22 protein-coding genes are annotated in these 23487 nt (G+C 58.4%); 11 read left to right on the top strand and 11 right to left on the bottom strand.

Features of this window, described 5'->3' with window-relative positions:
• Positions 1-245: 245 nt before the first annotated feature.
• The 3 genes from ctaD (at position 246) to HW561_RS03615 (ending at position 3211) form a co-directional block, all read left to right on the top strand.
• Complete coding sequence (ctaD, locus tag HW561_RS03625) at positions 246-1919, top strand: cytochrome c oxidase subunit I (RefSeq protein WP_176861842.1); 1674 nt, start codon at positions 246-248, stop codon at positions 1917-1919.
• A gap of 156 nt (positions 1920-2075) precedes the next feature.
• Positions 2076-2675, top strand: a complete 600-nt coding sequence (locus HW561_RS03620) for a 2-hydroxychromene-2-carboxylate isomerase (protein ID WP_176861841.1) — start codon at positions 2076-2078, stop codon at positions 2673-2675.
• Between the two features lie 44 nt (positions 2676-2719).
• Complete coding sequence (locus HW561_RS03615; protein WP_176861840.1) at positions 2720-3211, top strand: DUF2244 domain-containing protein; 492 nt, start codon at positions 2720-2722, stop codon at positions 3209-3211.
• A 20-nt stretch (positions 3212-3231) separates the two neighbouring features.
• On the opposite strand, the gene HW561_RS03610 is transcribed toward HW561_RS03615, so the two are convergent.
• Complete coding sequence (locus HW561_RS03610; RefSeq protein WP_176861839.1) at positions 3232-3717, bottom strand: GatB/YqeY domain-containing protein; 486 nt, start codon at positions 3715-3717, stop codon at positions 3232-3234.
• A gap of 183 nt (positions 3718-3900) precedes the next feature.
• On the opposite strand from HW561_RS03610, the gene carA reads away from it, so the two are divergent.
• Positions 3901-5067 (top strand): glutamine-hydrolyzing carbamoyl-phosphate synthase small subunit, encoded by a 1167-nt coding sequence (carA, locus tag HW561_RS03605; RefSeq protein ID WP_176861838.1) that lies wholly within the window; start codon positions 3901-3903, stop codon positions 5065-5067.
• Between the two features lie 81 nt (positions 5068-5148).
• The gene (locus tag HW561_RS03600) at positions 5149-7029 is read left to right on the top strand and encodes a glycosyltransferase (RefSeq protein ID WP_176861837.1); all 1881 of its coding nucleotides are present in this window, start codon (positions 5149-5151) and stop codon (positions 7027-7029) included.
• Between the two features lie 3 nt (positions 7030-7032).
• Here HW561_RS03600 and HW561_RS03595 read toward each other — a convergent pair whose 3' ends face one another.
• Positions 7033-7680, bottom strand: a complete 648-nt coding sequence (locus tag HW561_RS03595) for a GntR family transcriptional regulator (protein WP_176861836.1) — start codon at positions 7678-7680, stop codon at positions 7033-7035.
• Positions 7681-7780: 100 nt separating this feature from the next.
• Here HW561_RS03595 and HW561_RS03590 point away from each other — a divergent pair, with 100 nt between their 5' ends.
• The 3 genes from HW561_RS03590 to HW561_RS03580 all read left to right on the top strand — a co-directional run bounded on the left by HW561_RS03590 (position 7781) and on the right by HW561_RS03580 (position 10033).
• Complete coding sequence (locus HW561_RS03590; protein ID WP_176861835.1) at positions 7781-8425, top strand: pyrimidine 5'-nucleotidase; 645 nt, start codon at positions 7781-7783, stop codon at positions 8423-8425.
• Positions 8426-8511: 86 nt separating this feature from the next.
• Positions 8512-8760: a hypothetical protein gene (locus HW561_RS03585; RefSeq protein WP_176861834.1), complete on the top strand. Its 249-nt coding sequence runs from the start codon at positions 8512-8514 to the stop codon at positions 8758-8760.
• A gap of 76 nt (positions 8761-8836) precedes the next feature.
• Positions 8837-10033: a UbiH/UbiF family hydroxylase gene (locus tag HW561_RS03580; protein ID WP_176861833.1), complete on the top strand. Its 1197-nt coding sequence runs from the start codon at positions 8837-8839 to the stop codon at positions 10031-10033.
• A 12-nt stretch (positions 10034-10045) separates the two neighbouring features.
• Here the strand turns inward: HW561_RS03580 and HW561_RS03575 are convergent, their stop codons facing one another.
• Complete coding sequence (locus HW561_RS03575; protein WP_176861832.1) at positions 10046-11173, bottom strand: aminotransferase class V-fold PLP-dependent enzyme; 1128 nt, start codon at positions 11171-11173, stop codon at positions 10046-10048.
• A 230-nt stretch (positions 11174-11403) separates the two neighbouring features.
• Between HW561_RS03575 and HW561_RS03570 the strand changes: the two genes are divergently transcribed.
• Positions 11404-12105: a GntR family transcriptional regulator gene (locus HW561_RS03570; RefSeq protein WP_176861831.1), complete on the top strand. Its 702-nt coding sequence runs from the start codon at positions 11404-11406 to the stop codon at positions 12103-12105.
• Positions 12106-12111: 6 nt separating this feature from the next.
• On the opposite strand, the gene HW561_RS03565 is transcribed toward HW561_RS03570, so the two are convergent.
• Both HW561_RS03565 and HW561_RS03560 read right to left on the bottom strand, forming a co-directional pair.
• Entirely contained in the window at positions 12112-12570 is a 459-nt protein-coding gene (locus tag HW561_RS03565; RefSeq protein WP_176861830.1) for an Lrp/AsnC family transcriptional regulator, read from the bottom strand.
• On the bottom strand, positions 12567-13022 hold the full coding sequence (locus tag HW561_RS03560; protein ID WP_176861829.1) for an Lrp/AsnC family transcriptional regulator: 456 nt from the start codon (positions 13020-13022) through the stop codon (positions 12567-12569). The genes HW561_RS03565 and HW561_RS03560 overlap by 4 nt, the downstream gene beginning before the upstream one ends.
• 131 nt (positions 13023-13153) lie before the next feature.
• On the opposite strand from HW561_RS03560, the gene ilvC reads away from it, so the two are divergent.
• A complete protein-coding gene (gene ilvC, locus HW561_RS03555) occupies positions 13154-14176 on the top strand; it encodes a ketol-acid reductoisomerase (protein WP_176861828.1) in 1023 nt (340 codons plus the stop codon).
• A 145-nt stretch (positions 14177-14321) separates the two neighbouring features.
• Complete coding sequence (locus HW561_RS03550; RefSeq protein WP_176861827.1) at positions 14322-15224, top strand: DMT family transporter; 903 nt, start codon at positions 14322-14324, stop codon at positions 15222-15224.
• Here the strand turns inward: HW561_RS03550 and glmM are convergent.
• The 6 genes from glmM to HW561_RS03520 form a co-directional block, all read right to left on the bottom strand.
• The gene (gene glmM / locus HW561_RS03545) at positions 15221-16564 is read right to left on the bottom strand and encodes a phosphoglucosamine mutase (protein ID WP_176861826.1); all 1344 of its coding nucleotides are present in this window, start codon (positions 16562-16564) and stop codon (positions 15221-15223) included. The two genes, HW561_RS03550 and glmM, sit on opposite strands and share 4 nt — an antisense overlap.
• A gap of 34 nt (positions 16565-16598) precedes the next feature.
• Complete coding sequence (gene folP, locus HW561_RS03540; RefSeq protein ID WP_176861825.1) at positions 16599-17597, bottom strand: dihydropteroate synthase; 999 nt, start codon at positions 17595-17597, stop codon at positions 16599-16601.
• Complete coding sequence (locus HW561_RS03535; protein ID WP_176861824.1) at positions 17594-18514, bottom strand: dihydroneopterin aldolase; 921 nt, start codon at positions 18512-18514, stop codon at positions 17594-17596. Before HW561_RS03535 ends, folP begins: the two co-directional genes overlap by 4 nt.
• Before the next feature lie 101 nt (positions 18515-18615).
• The gene (locus tag HW561_RS03530; RefSeq protein WP_176861823.1) at positions 18616-19989 is read right to left on the bottom strand and encodes a multicopper oxidase family protein; all 1374 of its coding nucleotides are present in this window, start codon (positions 19987-19989) and stop codon (positions 18616-18618) included.
• A 73-nt stretch (positions 19990-20062) separates the two neighbouring features.
• Positions 20063-20704, bottom strand: a complete 642-nt coding sequence (locus HW561_RS03525; RefSeq protein WP_176861822.1) for a cell wall hydrolase — start codon at positions 20702-20704, stop codon at positions 20063-20065.
• Positions 20705-20891: 187 nt separating this feature from the next.
• Positions 20892-23462, bottom strand: coding sequence for a putative PEP-binding protein (locus HW561_RS03520; RefSeq protein ID WP_176861821.1), 2571 nt, complete (start codon positions 23460-23462; stop codon positions 20892-20894).
• Positions 23463-23487 lie beyond the last annotated feature (25 nt).

Here is a 23487-nt window from a genome sequence, read left to right as displayed (position 1 = left end):
GGCAGTTCTCCGCCGGACCGCATTCCGGCTTGCAGTCGGTCTCTTGAAATCAGGACGGCGATGACCAGATATCACCCATTCGAGGCCGAAAAATCGCGCTGCAGCCCCCTGCCCGCGACAATTAATCTTGATCCAGATCAAACTCGGCCATTGAAGGTGTCCTCTTCGCATTCTAAAACCAGCAGGAATCCTGCGCGCCGGAGAGGTCCGGCAGCGCGGTGCAGTTGCAACAGGAGGCACCTATAATGGCAGACGCAGCCATTCATGGTCACGACCATGAAGATCAGCGCGGCTTTTTCACCCGCTGGTTCATGTCGACCAACCACAAGGACATCGGGATTCTATACCTGATCGTTTCGGCTATTGTCGGTTTGATCTCGGTTCTGATGACCGTTGTCATGCGGATCGAACTGATGGAGCCGGGGGTACAGCATATGTGCCTGGAAGGGTTCCGCCTGTTCGGCAGCGGTGCAGAGCTTTGCACCCCGAACGGACACCTTTGGAACGTGATGATCACCTACCACGGTGTTCTGATGATGTTCTTCGTTGTCATCCCCGCCCTGTTCGGCGGATTTGGCAACTATTTCATGCCGTTGCAGATCGGCGCGCCGGATATGGCGTTCCCGCGGATGAATAACCTGTCCTTCTGGCTGTATGTCGCAGGTACATCGCTGGGTGTGGCTTCTCTGCTGTCACCGGGTGGCAATGACCAGCTTGGGTCTGGCGTGGGTTGGGTTCTCTACCCGCCGCTATCGACGACCGAAGGCGGCATGTCCATGGACCTCGCGATCTTTGCCGTGCACGTATCGGGCGCCTCCTCGATCCTCGGCGCGATCAACATGATCACCACCTTCCTGAACATGCGTGCCCCGGGCATGACCCTGTTCAAGGTGCCGCTGTTCAGCTGGTCGATCTTCGTCACCTCGTGGCTGATTCTGCTGTCGCTGCCGGTTCTGGCAGGCGCGATCACCATGTTGCTGATGGACCGCAACTTTGGCTTTACCTTCTTTGATCCGGCCGGTGGCGGTGACCCGATCCTGTATCAGCACATCCTGTGGTTCTTTGGCCACCCGGAAGTGTACATCGTGATCCTGCCCGGGTTCGGCATCATCAGCCACGTGATCGCAACCTTCTCGCGCAAGCCGATCTTCGGTTATCTGCCGATGGTCTGGGCGATCATCGCGATTGGTGTTCTGGGCTTTGTCGTGTGGGCGCACCACATGTACACCGTTGGTATGTCACTACAGCAGCAGGCCTACTTTATGCTGGCCACAATGGTCATCGCGGTCCCGACAGGGGTTAAGGTCTTCTCGTGGATCGCGACCATGTGGGGCGGCTCGATCGAGTTCAAGACGCCGATGCTGTTCGCCTTTGGCTTCCTGTTCCTGTTCACCGTTGGCGGTGTGACCGGTGTGGTTCTGTCGCAGGCCGGTGTGGACCGTGCGTACCACGACACCTATTATGTGGTTGCGCACTTCCACTACGTGATGTCGCTGGGCGCCGTGTTCGCGATCTTCTCCGGTGTGTACTTCTACTTCGGCAAGATGACGGGCCGTCAGTATTCCGAGTTCTGGGGCAAGGTTCACTTCTGGCTGTTCTTCATCGGCGCCAACCTGACCTTCTTCCCGCAGCACTTCCTGGGTCGCCAGGGCATGCCACGTCGCTACATCGACTACCCTGAGGCGTTCGCTCAGTGGAACTATGTTTCGTCGATTGGCGCGTTCGTGTCCTTTGCGTCGTTCCTGCTGTTCTTCGGCATCGTGTTCTACGCGCTGTTCCGCGGCGCACGTATCACCCAGAACAACTACTGGAACGAATACGCGGATACGCTGGAATGGACCCTACCCTCGCCGCCGCCCGAGCACACGTTCGAGCAGTTGCCCAAACAGGAAGACTGGGACAAGGGCCACGCGCACTGATCCCGTAGAAATCCAAGAGAACCCCGCCCCTCACGGCGGGGTTTTTTCTTTGCACATCTCGCCCTTCCCAAAGACTATTTGGTGAACAAGTCGCCAGAACGTTAAAAATACGCTATTCTGGTTCGGGCAACTTATCCGGCAAACCGGAGGTTCCAGATGCCCGAAGTCGATTTTTGGTTTTCCATTGGCAGTACCTACAGCTTTCTGACGGTCATGCGTCTGGATGACTGGTGTGCTGAAAATGATGCAACAGTGCATTGGCGTCCGTTCAACGTGCGCACAGTGATGTCGGATCAGCAGAACATTCCTTTTGCGGGAAAGCCGGTGAAATCCGCCTATATGTGGCGCGATATCGAGCGGCGTGCCGCCAAGTATCATATCCACGCCAAACTGCCTGCCCCCTATCCGATCTCGGATCTGACGCTGGCCAACCAGGTCGCCCTTTTGGGAATGCGGGATGGGTGGGGCAAGGCGTTCACGCAGAACCTCTATCGCATCTGGTTCGAAGAAGGAGTCGACGCCGGAAGTGAAACCGCCCTGTCCGAGGCCGTCCTTCGCTGCCAGCAGGATCCACGCCTGACCCTCGCCCGCGCCCGCAGTCCGGATACAATTGCCGCCCTGGAAACCGAAACGGACCAGGCCGCCAAACTGGGGGTTTTCGGCGCGCCCAGCTTTGTCGTCAACGGAGAAGTGTTCTGGGGTGACGACCGGTTGGAAGATGCCCTGTCCTGGGCCCGGATTGGTCATGTGGTCTGAGTGTTAACAGTCGACACCTGACTGCGTTACGCTATTTTTCAACCATGCCGTATCGATGGAATCAGACATCTGAAACAGAGCACGAACTGCGCCTTTGGCCACACAATTCCCTGCCGCCGCGCGGGGCAATGATTGTCATCCTGTCGGTGTTTCTATTCGGGCTGCTTCCGCTGCTGGCAATGCTGGGCTCAATCGTTCTATGGGGCTTGCTGCCCTTCCTGATGCTGACCGTTCTGGGCCTCTGGCTGGCGATCCAGACAAACTATCGCGCCCGCAGCGTGTTTGAGGTGCTGACTTTGAGCGGAACTCAGGCGCGGCTGATCCACCACACCCCGGGCAAAGGGCAACTGGAATGGTCCTGTAACCGCTATTGGGCCCGACCTGAAATGCATGAAAAGGGCGGACCGGTGCCGCATTACGTAACTTTGGTCGGAGATGGCCGCGAAGTCGAAATAGGTGCATTTCTGTCCGAAGATGAACGCGTCACACTCTATAACGATCTTGTCGAGAAACTGCGCGAACCTGTCGCGCAGTGACCATTGTCTTCTTGAATGGCTTAGCAGCCGCCGTTTGAGGCCGCGCAGAGGTGGTCCTTGACCATCGGGCCGACCTTGCCGAAATCCATCTGACCGGTATAGCGCGTCTTCAATTCGCCCATCACCTTGCCCATGTCGCGGATCGAACCTGCGCCAGTGGCGGTAATCGCGGTTTGGATGGCCTTGCTGACTTCATCCTCATCCAGCTGTTTGGGCAGGAATTCCTCGATCACTTCGACTTCGCGCAGTTCACGCTCGGCCAGATCCAGCCGCCCGCCTTCTTCATAGGCGCGGGCGCTTTCTTTGCGCTGTTTGGTCATTTTCCCAAGTATTTCAAGAACCTCGGTGTCACCGCATCCTTTAGCCTCTTCATTGTCCGAAGCGCGCGAGGCGATATCCCGGTCCTTGATTGCCGCATTAATCAGGCGCAGCGTCGACAGACGCTCAGCCTCTTTGTCTTTCATTGCTTGCTTCAGGGCGGTGTTCACCCGTGATCGCATATCCATATGGTCTGTCCATCCCCATGGCAAAGGAACCCCGAACATATCGAAACAAAAAGCGTGATACAACAGGGGGCCAACACAGTTAACCCATTGATTTTCCACAATAGCCCAAAAATTGAACAGACTTGACCCAGCGGCCCAACGCCCTTAGGTATGCGCCGGTTTACCCTGCAGGAGAGTCGCGCCATGGCCCAGAACGCCCCGTCCAAGCCCACCGCATGTCTGGCATTGGCCGACGGAACATTGTTCTACGGCATAGGCTTTGGTGCCACAGGCAAGGCCGTAGCCGAATTGTGTTTCAACACGGCCATGACCGGTTATCAGGAAATCATGACCGACCCATCTTATGCCGGGCAGATCGTCACCTTCACCTTTCCGCATATCGGCAATGTCGGCGTGAATCCCGATGACGATGAAACCGGTGATCCGGTTGCCGCCGGGATGGTGGTCAAATGGGATCCGACCGAACCCTCGAACTGGCGTTCGACGGAAGAACTGAAAGACTGGCTGGCGCGCCGTGGCCGCATTGCCATCGGCGGTGTCGACACCCGCCGCCTGACACGCGCCATTCGCCAGCAAGGCGCGCCGCATGTGGCGCTGGCACATGATCCGGACGGCAACTTCGACATCGAGGCGCTGGTCGCAGAAGCACGCAGTTTCGCAGGTCTGGAAGGCATGGACCTGGCCAAGGACGTCACCTGCGCCCAAAGCTATCGTTGGGACGAGATGCGGTGGGCTTGGCCCGACGGCTATACGCGGCAGGAGGCCCCTACGCATAAGGTGGTCGCGTTGGATTTTGGCGCCAAACGCAACATTCTGCGCTGTCTGGCTTCAGCCGGGTGCGACGTGACCGTTCTACCGGCAACCGCAACGGCCGCCGAAGTGTTGGCGCATCAGCCCGACGGTGTGTTTCTGTCCAACGGTCCCGGCGATCCGGCCGCAACCGGAGAATACGCAGTGCCGATGATCAAGGAAATCCTGGACACGACCGAGCTGCCAGTATTCGGTATTTGCCTCGGCCATCAGATGTTGGCGCTGGCGCTTGGCGGACAGACCGTCAAGATGAACCACGGCCATCACGGCGCAAACCACCCGGTTAAAGATATGGACACAGGCAAGGTTGAGATCACCTCGATGAATCACGGCTTTGCTGTCGATGCGCAATCCTTGCCTGAGGGCGTGATCGAAACCCATCGCTCACTGTTTGATGGCTCTAACTGCGGTATCCGTATGACGGATCGTCCAGTCTATTCGGTGCAGCATCACCCCGAGGCCTCACCCGGTCCGCAGGATAGTTTCTATCTGTTCGAGCGTTTCGCTTCGGCAATGGCAGACAGAAAAACGCAGGCATAACCGCAAGATTATCTAGTGTTAACCCAGTGTTAACCTTGATTGAACAACCCTGACGACAGGTAACTGCGTCAGGGTTTTATTATGGTTGAACTGAATCTCCAGAATTTCACCTCTGCCGTACCAATACCTGCTCAGGGTCTGCGTAAGCCGCTTGGGACCTGCCTGATTGACCAAGGCGTGATCACACAGGCGCAGTTGAATCACGCGCTGCACCTGCAGTCCCAGCAAAAAGCGCCATTGGGCGAGATACTGGTGGGTGAAGGCTGGGTCAGTCGTCGGGACGTTTTATATGCGCTGTCCACGCAGAGCGGTTGGCAGATCACTGATCTTGAAGGCATCACGCCCTCACCCGAGCTCTGCAAGCTCAAGCCGGTTGACTTCTGGCTGACCCATAACGTGATCCCATGGGTGCGCGTGGGTCCGCTTCTTCTGGTCGCCACAGCCCGGCCTGACCGCTTTGCCACTGTCAGCGCACAAATGCAGGATTGCGGGTATGCCATTATCCCGGTTCTTGCCGCCCCCGAACAAATTGATCGCGCAATCGCGCGTCAATTTTCCAAACCGCTGGCGCAGGCTGCCGAAACCCGCGTGGACGAATCTCAGAGCTGCCGTACCTGGACCCCACGGTCGCGCGCAGGCCCTGCAGTGGCGTTGATTGGCCTGATCGCGCTGTTCACGACTATTCCGAAAGTTGGATTGACCATTCTTCTTCTAGCGGCACTCAGCACGCTGATCCTGTTCGTGGCGTTGCGGTTATCAGGTGTCATGGCCTTCGTCTCGCATCTAAGTCGGTGCCCATCTGTCCCGCCTGACTTTGCGGCAGAAGCTCTGCGCCAACCATGTGTTTCGATCATGGTCCCTTTGTACAAAGAGAGAGAGATCGCCGATGCACTCATTCGCCGACTTCAACGGCTCACATACCCCAAAGCATTGCTGGACGTGATTTTGGTGCTGGAACAAGACGACGACGTCACCCGAAACACGCTTGCCAAGATCGACCTGCCCAGTTGGATTCGCACGATCGAAGTGCCCGGATTGAACGGGCTGACCACCAAACCCCGCGCGATGAACTATGCGTTGGACTTTTGCCGGGGGGACATTCTGGGCGTCTGGGACGCCGAAGATGCGCCGCAATCGGATCAGATTGAACGCGTTGTCCGCCATTTCACGCAGGCCGCACCAGAGGTCGTGTGCCTGCAAGGGGGGCTGGACTATTACAATCCCCGCACCAACTGGCGCTCACGCTGTTTTACCATCGAATACAACAGCTGGTTCCGGGTCATTCTGCCCGGGATCGCACGGTTGGGGTTGGTGGTACCTTTGGGCGGCACCACGTTTTTCTTTCGCCGCGACAAACTGTTGGAACTTGGCGGTTGGGACGCACACAACGTTACAGAAGATGCCGATCTGGGCGTCCGGCTCAGCCGCGCGGGCTATCGGACCGAGATGGTGGACACCACCACCTTTGAAGAGGCAAACTTTCGTGCCTGGCCTTGGGTGAAGCAACGCTCGCGCTGGCTCAAGGGGTTCATGGTCACCTATCTGGTGCATATGCGTGACCCTCTACAGCTGTACCGGGATCTCGGGTTGCTCAAGTTCTTGGGGGTGCAGGCATTTTTTCTGGGAACGATCGGGCAATTCCTGCTGGCCCCGGTGCTATGGATGTTCTGGCTGACGGCGCTGGGGTTGTTTAATCCGATGCTACTGGTTCTTCCGCATCAGACACTGACATCATTGCTTTGGCTGTTCCTAGCGGCTGAAGGACTGAACGTCGCCGTCGGTGTTCTTGCCGTTTCTGCCCGGGAACGGCGGTTTCTGTTGCCTTGGCTGCCGACGATGTTCTTGTATTTCCCGCTAGGCGTCGTGGCCGCCTACAAGGCCCTGTGGGAATTGGCCGTTAAACCCTTCTTTTGGGACAAAACCCAACACGGGCAGGCTGGTGAAGATCATCTTGCCGCCTGACGCTCAGGTCTCCCGTCGAATCGCATCCTGTTTCAGGCGGGTCATGAAGGCGACCGAGATATGATGTTTCAGCGCCCGGCCCGCAGCCTCTTCATCCCGTGCAGCGATGGCCTCGACGATACCCTTGTGTTCACTTTGCGCAATTTCACCACGGCCCTGAGCGGCCAATGACGTCGTCGCCATCAACGCCATGGTTCGATGCACCAGATTGAGCTGCTGAACCAGGTAACGGTTGTGCGACGCCAGATGAATCTGTTCGTGAAACCGCCGATTGGCCCGCGACAAAGCAGTGGGATCATCCACCAGCACGTCATCCGCCGCAACCATATCCTGCAGCACCTTGATCTCTTCTTCGGTGGCATGCTTGGCGGCCAGCCGCGCGGCCAACCCCTCCAGCTCTCGGCGCACGATATACAGTTCCGCCATCTGGTTGTGATCCAGCGACGCAACAATCAGCGACCGCCCGTCCCGCTCTAACAGCGACTGCGTCTCCAACCGCTGCAATGCTTCGCGGATCGGAGTCCGGGACACACCAAAACGCTCGGCCAGTTCGCTTTCGACCAGACGGTCACCGGGTTTGTAGACGCCGACATCGATTGCTTCGAGAATCAGGCTATAGGCATCTTTGCTGGATTGTCGGGTCTGGCTCATGGGGCACTTTGTCTCCTGGTTCGGACATGTCTATCCGCCACAAGGGCCTGCAATCAAGAGCAGCATTGAAAACCGCGCCACTGCGTCCTAAACCCACAGCATGGTCAAACCCGCTTTTAGCCACGTCACCCAATGGGTGTTCGATCTGGACAACACGCTTTACCCGCCTCATATGCGCCTGTTCGATCAGATCGAGGTGCTGATGACGGATTACGTTGTGCGGACCATCGGAGTGGATCCGGCCGAGGCTGATCGGTTACGATCCCAGTACTGGCGCCAATACGGTACCACGCTGGCTGGTCTGATGGCAGAACACGATCTGGACCCGGATCCTTACCTTCACGCCGTCCATCAGGTCGACATGAGCCACATGGACCCCGACGCCGAGCTTGCCGCGCATATCCGGTCTCTGCCCGGTCGGCGCATCGTCTATACCAATGGCAGCGCGCCTTATGCCGAACGGGTGTTGGAGGCGCGCGGTTTGTCAGGGCTGTTCGATGCGATCTACGGCGTCGAACATGCCGACTACCACCCCAAGCCCGAGAAAGTGGCCTTTGAGATCATCTTTGCAAAAGATGGCATCCAAGCTGACAAAGCAGCCATGTTCGAGGATGATCCTCGTAATCTGACCGCCCCGCATGAGATGGGAATGCGCACGGTGCATGTCGCGCCAGAACCGCACGAGGCGGATCACATCCACCACCACACAGACGATTTGACGGCATTTCTGGCCCGCCTGCGATAGCCTGTCACACTGCGACGATCTGCTCATTCTGCATACGCAGCATCACCCCTATATGCGCTGCAGCGACGAACAGAACGGAGACTCCCATGAGCGCGATCGAGATGCCTCGGCGCCTGCCGATTTGGCAACGCCTGCTTTTTGCAATTCCCCTGTTTGGCTGGATGGCCCGTGATGCCGCAAACAGCGAGCCCGAGGATCTGGGTTATACAGCTGTGGCGATTGTCAGCATGTGGGGCTGTTCGGCCCTGCTGTTTGGCCTGCCGGGCCTTTACCTTCCTGCCTTGGCCATGGTCCCGGTCATGTTCCTGATTCTCATCCTGATTTCACGCGGCTGAGATACGGGACAGGATGTCACTTGGCACTGGCGGTGGAACCGCACTAGGGTCTGCGCGAGACACGGAGAGACACGCCATGACAGACAGCTGTGACATCCTGATTTCCGGCGGTGGAATCGCGGGACTGACCGCAGCGGCGGTCTTCGGCACTGCCGGGTTCGATGTGATCTGTGTCGATCCCTCACCACCCATTACCGAACGTGATGTGGACGGATCCGACTTGCGTACCACCGCGTTCCTGCAGCCTGCGCATGGCTTGCTGGAACAATGTGGATTGTGGGCACGATTGGATGCCCATGCCGCCCCCCTTCAGATCATGCGGATTGTCGACGCAGGCGGGGACATCCCCGAGCCGCGTGTGGTGCGTGACTTCAACGCATCGGATATTTCCGAACAACCTTTTGGCTGGAACCTTCCCAACTGGCTGCTGCGGCGCGAAATGGTGGCGCGTCTGGACGAATTACCCAATGTCGATTTCCGCCCCGGAACCGGAACTGTCAGCCTGTTCACCCGCACCGCCGAGGCGCGTGTCGGCCTGAGCGATGGCAGCCGCATCCGCTGCAAGTTGGTGATCGCCGCTGACGGGCGTAACTCGCCCATGCGCGAGGCCGCCGGGATTAACATCCACACCACGCGTTACGGCCAAAAGGCGCTGGCTTTTGCCGTCACGCATCCTATCGCGCATGAAAATGTCTCGACCGAGATCCACCGTTCCGGGGGGCCCTTCACCCTTGTGCCGCTGCCTGATTGGCAGGGTCAGCCGTCGTCTGCCATTGTCTGGATGGAGCGCGGCCCGCGTGCGATTGAACTGTTGAATCTGGAACCCGAAGCGTTCGAAGCCGCGATGACCGAACGCTCTTGCGGGTTGTTCGGGCCACTGAAACTGGCCTCGCGCCGCACGATCTGGCCGATCATCAGCCAGTCCGCTGAGCGGTTGTCAGGTGAACGCATTGCCCTGATGGCCGAGGCCGCGCATGTGGTTCCCCCCATTGGCGCGCAAGGGCTGAACATGTCTTTGGGCGATCTGCGCTGCCTGCTGGATCTGGCACAAGCCCGGCCCGATGGGCTGGGCGATGCGCAGATGCTCGAGGCGTATCACAAGGCCCGCCATACCGAAACTGAGTTGCGCGTCAAAGGTATCGACCTGTTGAACCGCGCCTCGATGATCGAAACGCGGCCCTTGCGCGATGCGCGGGCCATGGGCCTGAGCGCGCTGTATTCCCTGCCGTCCGTGCGCAAGACGCTGATGCAGATGGGCCTCGGCGTACGCTAAGGCCCATTCAGATTACAGAACCTGATCCAGCACCCGCTTGAGCCGCGCAATGGTGCCGTCCACATCATAGAGCTTGTCCAGCCCGAACAGACCCAGACGGAAGGTACTGAACCCCTCGGGTTCATCACATTGCAGCGGCACTCCGGCAGCGATCTGCATGCCCAGCGCGGCGAATTTCTTGCCATTCTGCACCTCGGGGTCCGAAGTATAGCTGACGACGACCCCCGGTGCGCCAAACCCGTCGGCAGCCACAGACATGACGCCTTTGTCCTTCAGCATTGCCCGCACGCCATTGCCCAGCGCCCACTGCGCATCGCGCAACTTGTCGAACCCGTATTCGCGCGTCTCGGACATGGTGTCACGAAACGCCCGCAGTGCATCCGTGGGCATCGTGGCGTGATAAGCATGGCCGCCGTTTTCATAGGCCTGCATGATCTGACGCCACTTCTTAAGGTCAATGGAAAAGCTGTCTGAGGTTGTCTGCTCCAGCTGTTTTTCAGCCCGTTCGGACAGCATGACCAAACCGGCACAAGGCGACGCGCTCCAGCCTTTTTGTGGCGCTGAAATCAACACGTCCACGCCGGTGGCCTTCATGTCGACCCAAACACAGCCCGAGGCGATGCAGTCCAGAACCATCAATGCCCCAACCTCATGTGCGGCAGCCGCCATGGCAGTGACGTAATCATCCGGCAGGATAACACCGGCTGACGTCTCGACATGGGGGGCGAACACAACATCCGGCCTTTGGTCCCGGATGGCAGCCACGACCTCTTCGATCGGCGCGGGCGCAAAAGGCGACGGGCTGGCGTTACCTGTCTCGCGCGCCTTCAGGACGGTGGTCGAAGCCGTTAATGCACCGCTTTCAATGATCTGGCTCCAGCGATAGGAAAACCATCCGTTGCGAACGACAAGCACATTTGCACCGCGCGCAAACTGTCGGGCCACAGCCTCCATGCCATAGGTTCCACCCCCGGGAATCACGGCAACCCCATCGGCGTTGTAGACGTGCTTCAACATTCCCGAGACATCGCGCATCACCTGTTGAAACACCTCAGACATGTGATTGAGCGAGCGATCCGTGAAGACGACCGAGAATTCCTCGAAACCATTTGGATCGATTGTTTCCAACAAGGCAGGCATAAAGCGTCCTTTCGTTAAGCTTTCAGGAATCTTGACCCCTTTACCACAGATGGTAAAGTCCAAATCCACACAAAACTGGCCCCAGGTAAGCCAGTCGAACCAAGGTAAGTTCACCCCATACGTCACTGAAAACGTACAGATTGACGCCAAATAGTGTCACCTTTCCCTTTACACTTCTGCTTGCTTCTGACCAGATGCATACACTTTTTACTTGAAGGGATTTCTTACCCGTGACTGTACAAAAGCGGATCAGTTTCCAGGTCGTCCGTGACGAAGTGAAACGCAGAATTGAAAGCCGCATTTGGCCACAAGGCTCGCTGTTACCAACCGAGACACTGTTGGCCGAAGAGTTTAATTGCGCCCGCGCAACTGTAAACCGCGCTCTACGAGAGTTGGCAGATCAAGGCTTTGTCGAACGTAAGCGCAAAAGCGGCACGCGCGTAAAAAAGGAACCCAGCAAACACGCCAAGCTGGAATTCTCCCTGACCCGGCAAATGGTCGAAAGCCAGAATGCTGCCTATCGCTATGCTCTGGTCGAGCGGAACGTGATGCCCAGCCCGGGTTGGCTGACTTCGCAACTCAGCATGTCACCCGACGCGCGCGTGCTGCATCTGATCTGCATGCATTATGCAGACAATCACCCCTTTCAGCACGAGGAACGCTGGATCAATATCGATGCAATTCCCGACGTGGAACAGGCCAGCCTCAGCGAACAAGGCCCTCATGAATGGTTGCTGAACGCCAGTCCCTTCACCGACGCCGAAATCGCCTTTTGTGCAATCTCGGCGGACCGGCGACTGGCCGAGTTCATGGGGACCACAGCCGGAACCTCGATGATTCAATTGGAACGGACAACCTGGAAAGACGGAGTGCCGATCACCTTCGCCCGCATGACGCATCATCCGGGATACTGCATTCGCACAAAATACTAATTTTGATTAGCTAATTGGACCAGGCAAACGCTCTTCACTGAGCAGAACGTTTGCCTCAACATCCCCAGCCCCGGGCAGCGTCATGATCCGCCGACGCAGGACACGTTCGAAATCTGACAGATCCCGTGCAACAACGCGCAGCCGGTAGTCATACAGCCCCAAAACGTGTTCGACGGTCTGCACTTCGGGAATGGCGCTCACGGCCCGTTCGAAATCTTCCAGACTGACCTGCCCCTTGCGGGCCAGCTTCACGCCCAGAAAAACGGTCACTCCAAACCCCAGCGCCTCGGCATTCAGGCGCAGCCGCCTCCCCTTGATGATCCCCGCTTCTTCCAACCGCCGAATGCGGCGCCACGTCGCCGGTTGAGACAGGCCCAACCTACGACCCAAGGCCCCAGCACTCTGCGTTGCATCTCTTTGCAAAGTGAGCAGAATTTTGCGGTCAATTTCGTCCAGATCGATCATACCGGCAGGACCTCGTCTCGCTTCACCCGCGCGATATGCATCAACGCTTCGATGTCAGCGATATGGGGCAGCGTAAGGATATGATCGCGATAGACCTGTTGATAATGCCCCATATCCCGCGCCAGGACTGACAGGCGCACATCCACCCGGCCTAGAAATGTTTGTATCTCGATCACTTCGGCCACGTCTCTGGCAGCGGCTGTGAACTCATCAAACGCACGGGCCTGCGTCTTGTCCAATGTCACCCGCAGAGATACCTCAACCGCATAACCAAGCGCGGCCCAATCGATCACCGCCTCCTGCCCTTCAATGATACCGGCAGCCTGCATCTTTTCGATCCTACGCCAGCACACGCCCTGACTGATCCGGCAGCGCTCGGCCAGTTCAGCCATCGACAGACTGGGCTCGGCCTGAAAGTGCCGTAATACTCGCCGATCCACATCGTCTAACATGATTTTCTCGTTAGTTAGAATTTACGCGAATGATTCTTCGCCTTTTTTATAAATACTCAATCGCGGACCACTCGCCAATAGTCCACGACCCCGATAAAAGCACAGCAACCGAAACAGAAAGGACCGGCGAAATGCGCGTCTATTACGATCGCGATTGCGATATCAACCTGATCAAAGACAAAAAAGTGGCTATCCTCGGCTATGGCAGCCAAGGTCATGCCCACGCGCTGAACTTGCGCGACTCGGGTGCAAAGAACCTTGTTGTCGCCCTGCGTGAAGGATCCGCGTCGGCGAAGAAAGCCGAAGGCGAAGGTCTCCAGGTGATGGGCATTGCCGAAGCCGCTGCATGGTGCGACGTCATCATGTTCACCATGCCCGATGAATTGCAGGCCGAGACCTACAAGAAATACGTGCATGACAACATCAAGCCCGGCTCTGCTATCGCGTTTGCCCACGGCTTGAACGTACATTTCGGCCTGATCGAGCCGAAAGAGGGTATCGACGTCATCATGATGGCCCCCAAGGGGCCCGGCCACACTGTGCGCGGCGAATACACCAAAGGCGGCGGCGTCCCCTGCCTCGTTGCAGTTGACAACGACGCAACTGGCAAAGCGCTGGAAATCGGCCTGTCCTATTGCTCGGCCATCGGTGGCGGCCGCTCGGGTATCATCGAGACCAACTTCCGCGAAGAATGCGAAACCGACCTGTTCGGCGAGCAGGCCGTTCTGTGCGGTGGTCTGGTCGAACTGATCCGTTGTGGTTTTGAAACTCTGGTCGAAGCCGGGTATGCGCCTGAAATGGCCTATTTCGAGTGCCTGCACGAAGTGAAGCTGATCGTGGACCTGATCTACGAAGGCGGCATCGCCAACATGGACTACTCGATCTCGAACACCGCAGAATACGGTCAGTATGTCACCGGCCCGCGTATTCTGAACTACGACGAGACCAAGGCCCGCATGAAAGCGGTTCTGGACGACATCCAGCAGGGCAAGTTCGTCCGCGACTTCATGCTGGAAAACGCTGTGGGTCAGCCCACCATCAAAGCGTCGCGTCGCGCCAATGACGAGCACATGATCGAAGAAACCGGTGCCAAACTGCGTGCCATGATGCCTTGGATCTCGGCCGGAAAAATGGTCGACAAAGAAAAGAACTAAGCCTGACGCCTGTCAGCACAAGGGCGGCCCCGGTGGCCGCCCTTTTTTGTGGAACACACGTCGTGTTGAACTCAACCGCTTGAACCCATGACCGTTTCCGACCATCACTTAGCCAGCAATTCCAAAACCCTATCAAGAGACACAAATGGTCGATCAGCCAAATTCCCGCGACTGGGGCGGTGTTATCAGCCTCGGCCTCATCTGGGGCGGCACGTTCATGGTTGTCGCCATGGCGCTGGAAGGGTACGGCCCTGTCACCGTTGCGACGGCGCGCACAACGCTGGGCGCGCTGACGTTGCTGGTACTTATGGCTGTGACCCGGCGCCGCTTGCCCAGTCCAAGCCGCAAACTGTGGGGTTCGATTATCACTATCGGCGTTTTGTCGACAGCGTTGCCATTTCTCTTGCTCAGCTGGGGGCAGCAATATGTTCCGTCGGCATTTGCGGGCCTGTCGATGGCTGCAATTCCGCTGATGGTTCTGCCACTGGCCCATTTCTTTTCTGATGAGCCCCTCAATGCACGCCGCATGTTTGGCGTTACATTGGGGTTCTCTGGCGCGTTGGTCCTGATCGGGCCGGGGTTGGCGCAGATCGGCCAAGGATCGGAGCCAGTGGCGCAACTGGCCTGCATCGGTGCAGCCCTGTGTTACTCGGTGGCATCCATCTTCACCCGTCGCTGCCCGCCGATTGACCCTGTCACTCTGGCCGCCCTGACGTTGGTGGTCGGAGCGGTGATCCTGTTACCTATCATGCTCATGTCCGAAGGCGTTCCAAGCTGGCAAGGCACCCGCCCCGGCCTTGCCATCATCGCACTAGGCTTTGTCCCTACAGCCTTTGCCACCTTGTTGCGCGTATCGATCATCCGCAGCGCAGGATCGGTCTTTCTGACACTGGTGAACTATCAGGTGCCTATCTGGTCGATGATCTTTGGCGCTTGGATTCTATCCGAAGCCCTGCCGCTGCGGTTTTACATCGCACTGTCGATGATCCTGACGGGGCTGGCTATCAGCCAATGGTTCAGCCTTAGAAAACTGCTGATCGGACGCTAACCCGCGACAGCCTCGACTTCGGCAACAATGTTGTCGACGACCTGTATCAGCAGGGCGTCATCTTCACATTCGGCCATGACCCGGATCAGCGGCTCGGTACCGGATTTACGGATCAGCAGACGTCCCTGCCCGTTCAGGCGCGCCTCGGCGTCGGCAATCGCGGCCTGCACGTTTTGCGCCTCAAGCGGAACTTGCCCAATATCGTATCGAACGTTCTTCAAAAGCTGGGGCACGGTCTCAAATTGCTTGGACAGATCCGATGCCTTGCGTCCAGACAGAACCATCTCAGCCAGAAAGTGCAGTCCCGCCATAAGGCCGTCGCCGGTGGTAGCGTAGTCGCTCATCACGATGTGCCCAGATTGTTCGCCGCCCAGATTGAAGCCGCCTTCGCGCATCCGCTCGACCACATAGCGATCGCCAACAGATGTCCGTTCAAGCCGTAGACCCTGGGCCAACAGATGCCGCTCTAACCCGAGGTTCGACATGACCGTTGCCACCAGTGCCCCGCCCTTCAACTGGCCGGATTTGGCCCAAGCCGTGGCCAATAGCGCCATCAGCTGATCGCCATCGGCAACCTGCCCGGTTTCGTCAATCACGACAACCCGATCCGCATCTCCGTCTAGGCAGATGCCCACATCCGCCCCATGCGCAACCACGGTCTCAGCGGCCATCTGCGGCTTGGTTGAACCGCAGTTGAGGTTGATATTCTTGCCGTTGGGCGCAATGCCGACAGGAATGACTTCGGCCCCCAGTTCCCACAACACCTCGGGCGCCGTTCGGTGCGCCGCGCCGTTGGCACAATCGATGACCACCTTCAGGCCTTCCAGGCGCACATCGCGCGGCAGAGAGGATTTGACGCGTTCGCCATAACGGAACCGCGCATCATCGACGCGACGGGCACGACCGATGTTTTGCGCCTGTGCGGGTTTGACGCCCACTTCGATCAGCTTTTCGATCTCGATCTCAGCTTGGTCGGACAGCTTAAAGCCATCGGGGCCAAAGAACTTGATCCCATTGTCTTCGGCCGGATTGTGGCTGGCCGAGATCATCACGCCCAGATCCGCGCGCATCGACCGGGTCATCAGCCCGACCGCAGGGGTTGGAACCGGCCCCAAAAGCAACACGTTCATCCCAGTCGAGGTCAACCCCGCCGTCAGCGCGCTTTCCAACATATACCCAGACAGGCGCGTGTCCTTGCCAATGACCACACGGTGGACGCCCGTCGCATCGCGACGAAAATACCGCCCAACCGCGGCCCCGATACGCAAAGCCATGTCGGCTGTCATCGGATGGGTGTTGGCGGTGCCTCGCACCCCGTCAGTTCCGAACAGCTTGCGCATACCTGTCACTCCGTAAAATCTGCTTGCGACCGGATTACCGGACAGCGGCCCATAGACGCAAGGCCTGAGCGGTCTCGGCCACGTCATGCACCCGAATGATCTGCACGCCTTGGGACAATCCGGCCAAAGCCACCGCAATTGATCCCGGCGCACGCGCGATCTTGCGCGGCTCTTGTCCGATGGAGCCGATGAAGCCCTTTCGCGACACGCCCAACAAGATGGGACAGCCAAGCCCGTGAAACAGGCTGAGATTGCGCAGCAAAGTCAGGTTGTGGTCCTGGTTCTTGCCAAACCCAATCCCGGGATCCACGATGATCAGATCACGGGTCAGCCCCAATCCTTCCAGATGCGTGATCTGACCCTCAAGAAAGTCGTAAACGTCCAGCAGAACGTTGTCATATTGCGGATCGTCCTGCATCGTAGCCGGATCGCCCTGCATGTGCATGACGCAAACCGGGGCATTGATCTGGGCGCAGAATGGCGCCAGATCCGGATCAAAGGTAAAACCCGAGACATCATTGACCAACCCTGCCCCCGCCGCGCATGCCGCCTTGGCGACGCTGGCTTTGCGGGTGTCGACTGAAATCAGAACATCCGTTTCTGCCCGGATCGCCTCGATCAAAGGGCGAGTGCGGGCGATTTCCTCGTCCTCGGGGACAAAATCAGCGCCCGGTCGGGTTGATTCTCCGCCGATATCCAAAATGCTGGCACCTTGCGTCACCATATCCGCGGCGACAGTACATGCAGTCTCGACCGAGTTGTGCAGACCGCCATCCGAAAAACTGTCGGGCGTCGCATTTAGAATGCCCATGATCTGCGGCTGCCCCATATCCAGACCGGACAGCGCAGCGCGTGGACGGGTCAGCCGATCCAGTACCTCCGAAGGGATATCAGCGACCGGCACAACCACGGGCGCAGCATCGCGCTTTAACACTTCAGTATTGGTGAACCAAAGAGGCTGACCGGCAAGTGTTACGGCACCTGCCGGGCGGGCGGCACCATGCTGAACAAGCGGTCTGAAATAGCTGCTCACAGCTGCGCCTGGTCCACATCAATGGCGCGCAGCGGCGTCTTGGGCGTTTCCGGCAGCTCTCCGCCGATCACCATCATCTCGCTGGCCTCAAAAGTCGCGGCAAACCACGCGGCCAATGCAACCGCGTCCGACGGTGCTGCCGATGGTCCGTCCACCGCATCCAGCACAATCTTGGACGGAGCCCATACACAAATCTGTCCGTTCTTCATCGCCCAGTCCAGTTCGGTTCGGGTCGAAACCACCACACAGCGATGATCGCGCGCCGCCAAAACCCAAGCGTTCTGCTCAATGGTCAGCAGGTCGATACGGCGCTGTGTCATCGCGTGACCGGTCTGGGGCACAACCAGATCAGACGCGCCAACGCATAGGATCAGCGGGCGTTGACGGCTTTCAAGCTGATCAATCCAACCGGTGAGGTTTACGGACGCAATTGCCTCATTCGACAAAAAAACAAGACGCGGATGGGGGCGTTCTTCCTCGACGATGTCGTGGTGATGCGCGTCTCTTCCCCGCACGATCTCGACACCCAAAGCACCGGGTCCGCGATCCAGTTTTTCTATGCGAACAAAGACTCTTACAGCCTGAGGCTCAAGCAAAATACGCTCTGCCACACGCTCGGCCAGTGTCTCCAGCAGGTTAAGGCGTTCAGCAGCAAGCTCATACGCGATGGCTTCGGTCACACGATCGTAAGACAGGATGCGATCTACATCGTCATCAATCGGATCGGTCAGCGGACGCACTTCGACAACGATATTAAAACAAATACGCTGCGTGGTTCCGCGTTCGGCCTGGAAGGCGCCGATTTCGACCTCGACGATATGGTCGCGCAGCGAAATACGATCAAGCGGGCCTTGCGGCGAAGTCGCCTCGGACCGTTCGGACGGGTGAGCAAATGCCAGGCGGATTTCAGAACTCATGGGTCAGGCCTTCTTGGGCTCGGTAAAAAGTTTGCCTACTTTAGGCGATGCGAGGGCCTATAGCACTCCAACATACGCCATTCCAACTGCCGAATGCGGCGTCAGGTCACGCGGAACCAACTCATCATGCCTGACGCAGCGTGTCCCAGCATGTGGCAATGCAGCAGCCAATCACCCGGATTGTCAGCCATCAGAGCGATTTGTCGGGTCTGCCCCCGGTCGACAAGGACAGTATCTCGCCACGGCCCCAACGAGCCGTCCTCAAGGACCAGCCGGAAATGGTGGCCATGAAGGTGCATCGCATGCGGAAAAACCGTTTCGTTGACAAACTCGATCCGGTGCAGGCTGCCCAAAGGGGCATCTAAAAAGGGATCCGACGGACGCTCAGCATATCCGTTCAACGCCCAGAACCGTCCCAATTGCGCCAACTCGCGCCCCGTCAACATCGCATCCCCGATCCGGGCACTTTCCAGCCACCGCATCGCCCCACCCTGAAGAACCATACGATGCAGGGGCGCCGAATGAACGTCGGCCATTTGGGGCAACGGGTTGGAGGGCAAGGCGGTTATGTCTTCACTGAGCGCGCGCGCGGATGCTCCGGCGATATCAAAGCGAACCAGACCATAGGCGCCGTCCTGCTCAATGCTGATCAGATTGGCCGTCTCTTCCTCGGTACGGACATCGACAACCAAATCAACGCGTTGCGCCGGTGCCAATGGGAAAGACGCTGAAACCGCCAGTGGCGTTTCCATGGGCATTCCGTCCAGTGCGACAATCCAACCCGACAAGCCATCCAACCCGATATCGTAAATCCTGGCATTGGAGGCATTGACCAAACGCAACCTCAGACGCTCATGGCGCTTTACCGAATACGCCGGATCAAACGCACCATTGATGGTCACAAGGTTCCCAAGCCGCCCGGCGTGGCTCAGATCATGGCCATTATCGAAGTCGTCGACGATCTGCGTTGTCTCGGGATCCAGCCGCCAATCATTGAGCATAAGAACCAGATCCTGATCAACGTCCGGCGGCGTTGCCTCTTCGACGATCAACGGGCCGTACAGCCCCCGCGCGACCTGCTCCATCGATTTGTTATGCGCGTGATACCAATACGTTCCGGCATCGGGGACAGTGAACTCATAGTCAAAGCCCCCTCCGGTCGGCACAGGGTCCTGCGTCAGACCCGGAACACCATCCATGGCATTGTCGATGCGGATACCGTGCCAGTGAACCGAAGTCGCCTGTGGCAGGTTATTGAGCAATCTGCGTTGCAGACGCTCGCCTTGTTTCAGGCGAAGGGGCGTTCCCGGAACCGTACCGCCAAGGCTCCACACCTCTGTGTTCGGGAATCCGTCCGGCGCGAGGCGTTGCGATGTCACCCGGGCTTCCAGCGACGGCACTTCCGCCCTGACGGAAAGCGGCAGCAGCGACATTGCTGCTGCGGTTTGAAGGATCTGTCTGCGGTTGAAATTCATCACGGGCCTCCTGGCCCGCAATATAGACTGCATCATCCCCCGCGCCATCAAGTTTCCAGCGCGGGTGCGTCAATCAGTTGCTCGCAGTCCGGTAGTTGTGGCGATAGAAAATATGCACACCAATTCGCGCGGTTTGCTTGTAAACGCGCGACCAAGACGGGCGCACAGCCGTGGTGTGATAGTGGGTCGCCCCTTCTGTCAGATCCTTGGCTATCCCGTCGATAGCGGCACGAGCAACCTTGGAGACCCTCTCAAAGGCTTTCTTTTCGTGGATGACTTCCTTGTGACCATCGCAGGTGTAAGTGAACTGGCATTGGTATTTTTTACCTGTTCCCTGACGTATCACCCCACAAAGAGAACCCGGAAAACGGCTGCTTTTGACCCGGTTCAGGATAACCTCGGCCACCGCGAACTGACCGCGAACGCTTTCACCGCGCGCCTCAAAGTACAGCGCCTCTGAAAGGCACTTCCAGTTCTCGTCGCCGGTCGCCTTGGGCTGCTGATCGAGCCATGCCTTGGAATAGGACACGTTAATCGGTTCAACCACCTTTCGGGGTTGGAACAATTTCAGATAATCACGAAAGCTTTGCCCCGGCAATTCACTGCGGGCCACAAGCTCTTGCTTGGCAGAATTGGTTGCGTCTCTCTCGGCGAAAGACGCACTTGGCAGCACGGCTGCTGCCAAAGCGGCAACGGCCATTATGTAACGTAGCATCAGATAACCTCGCACAGGCACTTCACGCGCCATACCCTCCCCCGGCGGGCGCGACGAGGCTGATACCCCAGTCCGGGGCAAAGGTCCATATCTGATGAAATAGCAAGAGAAATCTTGCCCGCGGGGCCGAAAATATTCGACCACAGGTCCATCCCAAACCCACTAATCCTAGGGCTTTTGGCCTATGTCAACCCCCAAGTCTGGACGAAATTGCCAGTTGAGCGGCAGCCAGCCGAGCGACCGGTACGCGGAAGGGTGAACAGGACACATAGTCGAACCCCAGGTCCCGGCAAATGGCGATTGATTCGGGGTTTCCACCGTGCTCACCACACACCGACAGCGTCACGTCCGGTTGTGCAGCGCGCCCGCGTTCGGCCCCGAGTTTCAGCAATTCCCCAACCCCATCCGGGTCCAGCACGTGGAACGGATCTTCGGTAAAGACCCCCTGCCGTACATAGGCAGACATGAACCGCCCGGCATCGTCGCGTGACAGGCCATAGGTCATCTGGGTCAAATCATTCGTACCAAAACTCAGAAACGCTGTGTGTGGCGCAATTTCTTCGGCGCGCAGGCAGGCACGAGGCGTTTCCACCATCACACCAAGTCGATACTCGAATTCCTGTCCCTGTTCAGCAGCGACAGCAGCGGCGACGGAGTCAATGCGGGATTTGACCAACTCAACCTCGCGTTTGGCCGAAACCAGCGGGATCATCACCTCGGGCACCACGGGTGCGCCGTTTTTACTGGCTTCCAGAGTGGCCTCAAAAATCGCCCGCGCCTGCATGTCGTAGATTTCAGGCACAGTAACCCCCAACCGGACACCGCGCATGCCCAGCATCGGGTTGTATTCGCTCATTGCATCGACCCGACGCTCCACATCCGAGACCGGCAAATCCAGCGCTTCGGCCAGTTCACGCTGACCGCTGCGGGTGGTGGGCAGGAACTCGTGCAAGGGAGGATCGAACAGGCGAATGCAGACGGGCTGTCCCTCCATAATCCGAAACAACTGCGCAAAATCCTCGCGCTGCATCGGCAGCAATCGCTCTAGCACGGCTGCACGGCCCGAAGACGTTTGCGCAAAAATCATCTCGCGCATCACGATCAAACGGCCAGGATCAAAGAACATATGCTCGGTGCGGCACAACCCGATGCCTTGGGCCTGAAAATTGCGGGCCGTCTGGGCGTCGGCGGGCGTATCCGCGTTGGCGCGGATTTCAATGTCGCGCTCTGCGTCGGCCCAGCCCATCAGCGTCTGGAAACAGTCATCAAGGGTGGCCTCAAGCATGGCAGGCTGCCCGGCCAGTACCTGCCCCGAGCTTCCATCGATCGTCAGAATGTCCCCGGTTTTGAACACCCGCCCATCCGGCGCGGACAGAATCTTCTTCTTGGTCTGGAACCGCATTTCCGAGGCGCCGACGATGCACGGCAGACCTAGCCCCCGACCAATCACGGCGGCGTGGCTGGTCATTCCGCCCTTTTCCGTCAGAACAGCGACGGCAGCGTGCATCCCGCGTACGTCTTCAGGCGAGGTCTCGCGGCGCACAAGGATACAGGCCTCGCCCCGCGCGGCGCTGGCTTGCGCTTCGGCGGCAGTAAAGACGATCCTGCCGGTCGACGCCCCCGGGCTTGCACCAATCCCGGTCGTCAACACATCACGTCGCGCTTCGGGGTGGACCTGACGGTGCAATAATTCGTTCAGCGCATGAGGGTCCACACGCATCACCGCCTCTTGCGGTGGAATGATCTCGTCTTCGGCCAGACGAACCGCAATGCGCATGGCTGCCCGGGCGCTGCGTTGCACCCTTACCCCGTCCAAAATGTGCACATGGCCGTTTTCGATGACAAATTCGACCTGCATTTCTTCGCGCAGCTTTTCGCGCATCAACGCGGCCTGCGCCTTAAGATCAGCAAACGCTTTGGGCGCCACTTCCTCAAGCGACAGACCACGTGGATCCTTTTCCAGAAACAACGCAGACACACCGGCACCCAGCGCATCCCGGCCTTGACTTTGGCTCAGATAGCGGCCGGTAATCTGCGGCATTCCGGTCGTGATATCAACCAGTTGCAGCACACCAGATCCGCATTCGCCCTGACCGACCCCCGGGATCATCTCTTGAATCACCAAGCCCAGCCCGGCATCCGCCGGTGCGCCCTTGGCTTGCCGCAACAGACGTGCCGAGGTGCCATCCCATGCTCGCGCCATCGAGCGTAACACGGCAATCAGCTGCTCTCCGCGATCCTGCGGAAATGCCTCGTCCGTTTCATCCTCATAGGCGCGCAGCGACTGGCGCAATCCTTCGCTGCCATCCGCCTCGATGTCGTCAAATACATCCGCATCCAGCCGCGCCACGTGGACTGCATAGCTTTGCACGAACCGAAGATACAGCGCAGCGGCGGCCTCGGCCCCCATCGTATCCGACAGGTCCACATAACGCGCATCGTTCATGCCGATGTTCAGCACCGCCCCCGGACCGCCCCAATCGGGGTCTTCCGAGCTGGGTCTGACGCACAACAACGCCGCAGAGTCGAACTGTTCAAGGATCGCTGTCAGATCCGGGATTTCCCCCTCGGCAATCCGATGAACCGCGTCAAAGGACAACGCGACCGTGCGCGGCACTGGCATCTCCAGCCGCACAAGGCGCTGCAGACATTTGGCGCGTCCGCCATGCGTGTTGGCAGCGACGGGCGCATCTGGTGTGATAAGCGTGGTATGCGGGTTATTCTGCACTGCGGCACCTTTTTGGTTCCGCCGCAGCATAAGCGCCTACGCCAATGGCGCAAGG

The organism is Ruegeria haliotis (assembly GCF_013377785.1).
Lineage (GTDB): Bacteria > Pseudomonadota > Alphaproteobacteria > Rhodobacterales > Rhodobacteraceae > Ruegeria > Ruegeria haliotis.
This window is presented reverse-complemented; position numbering and strand designations above follow the sequence as displayed.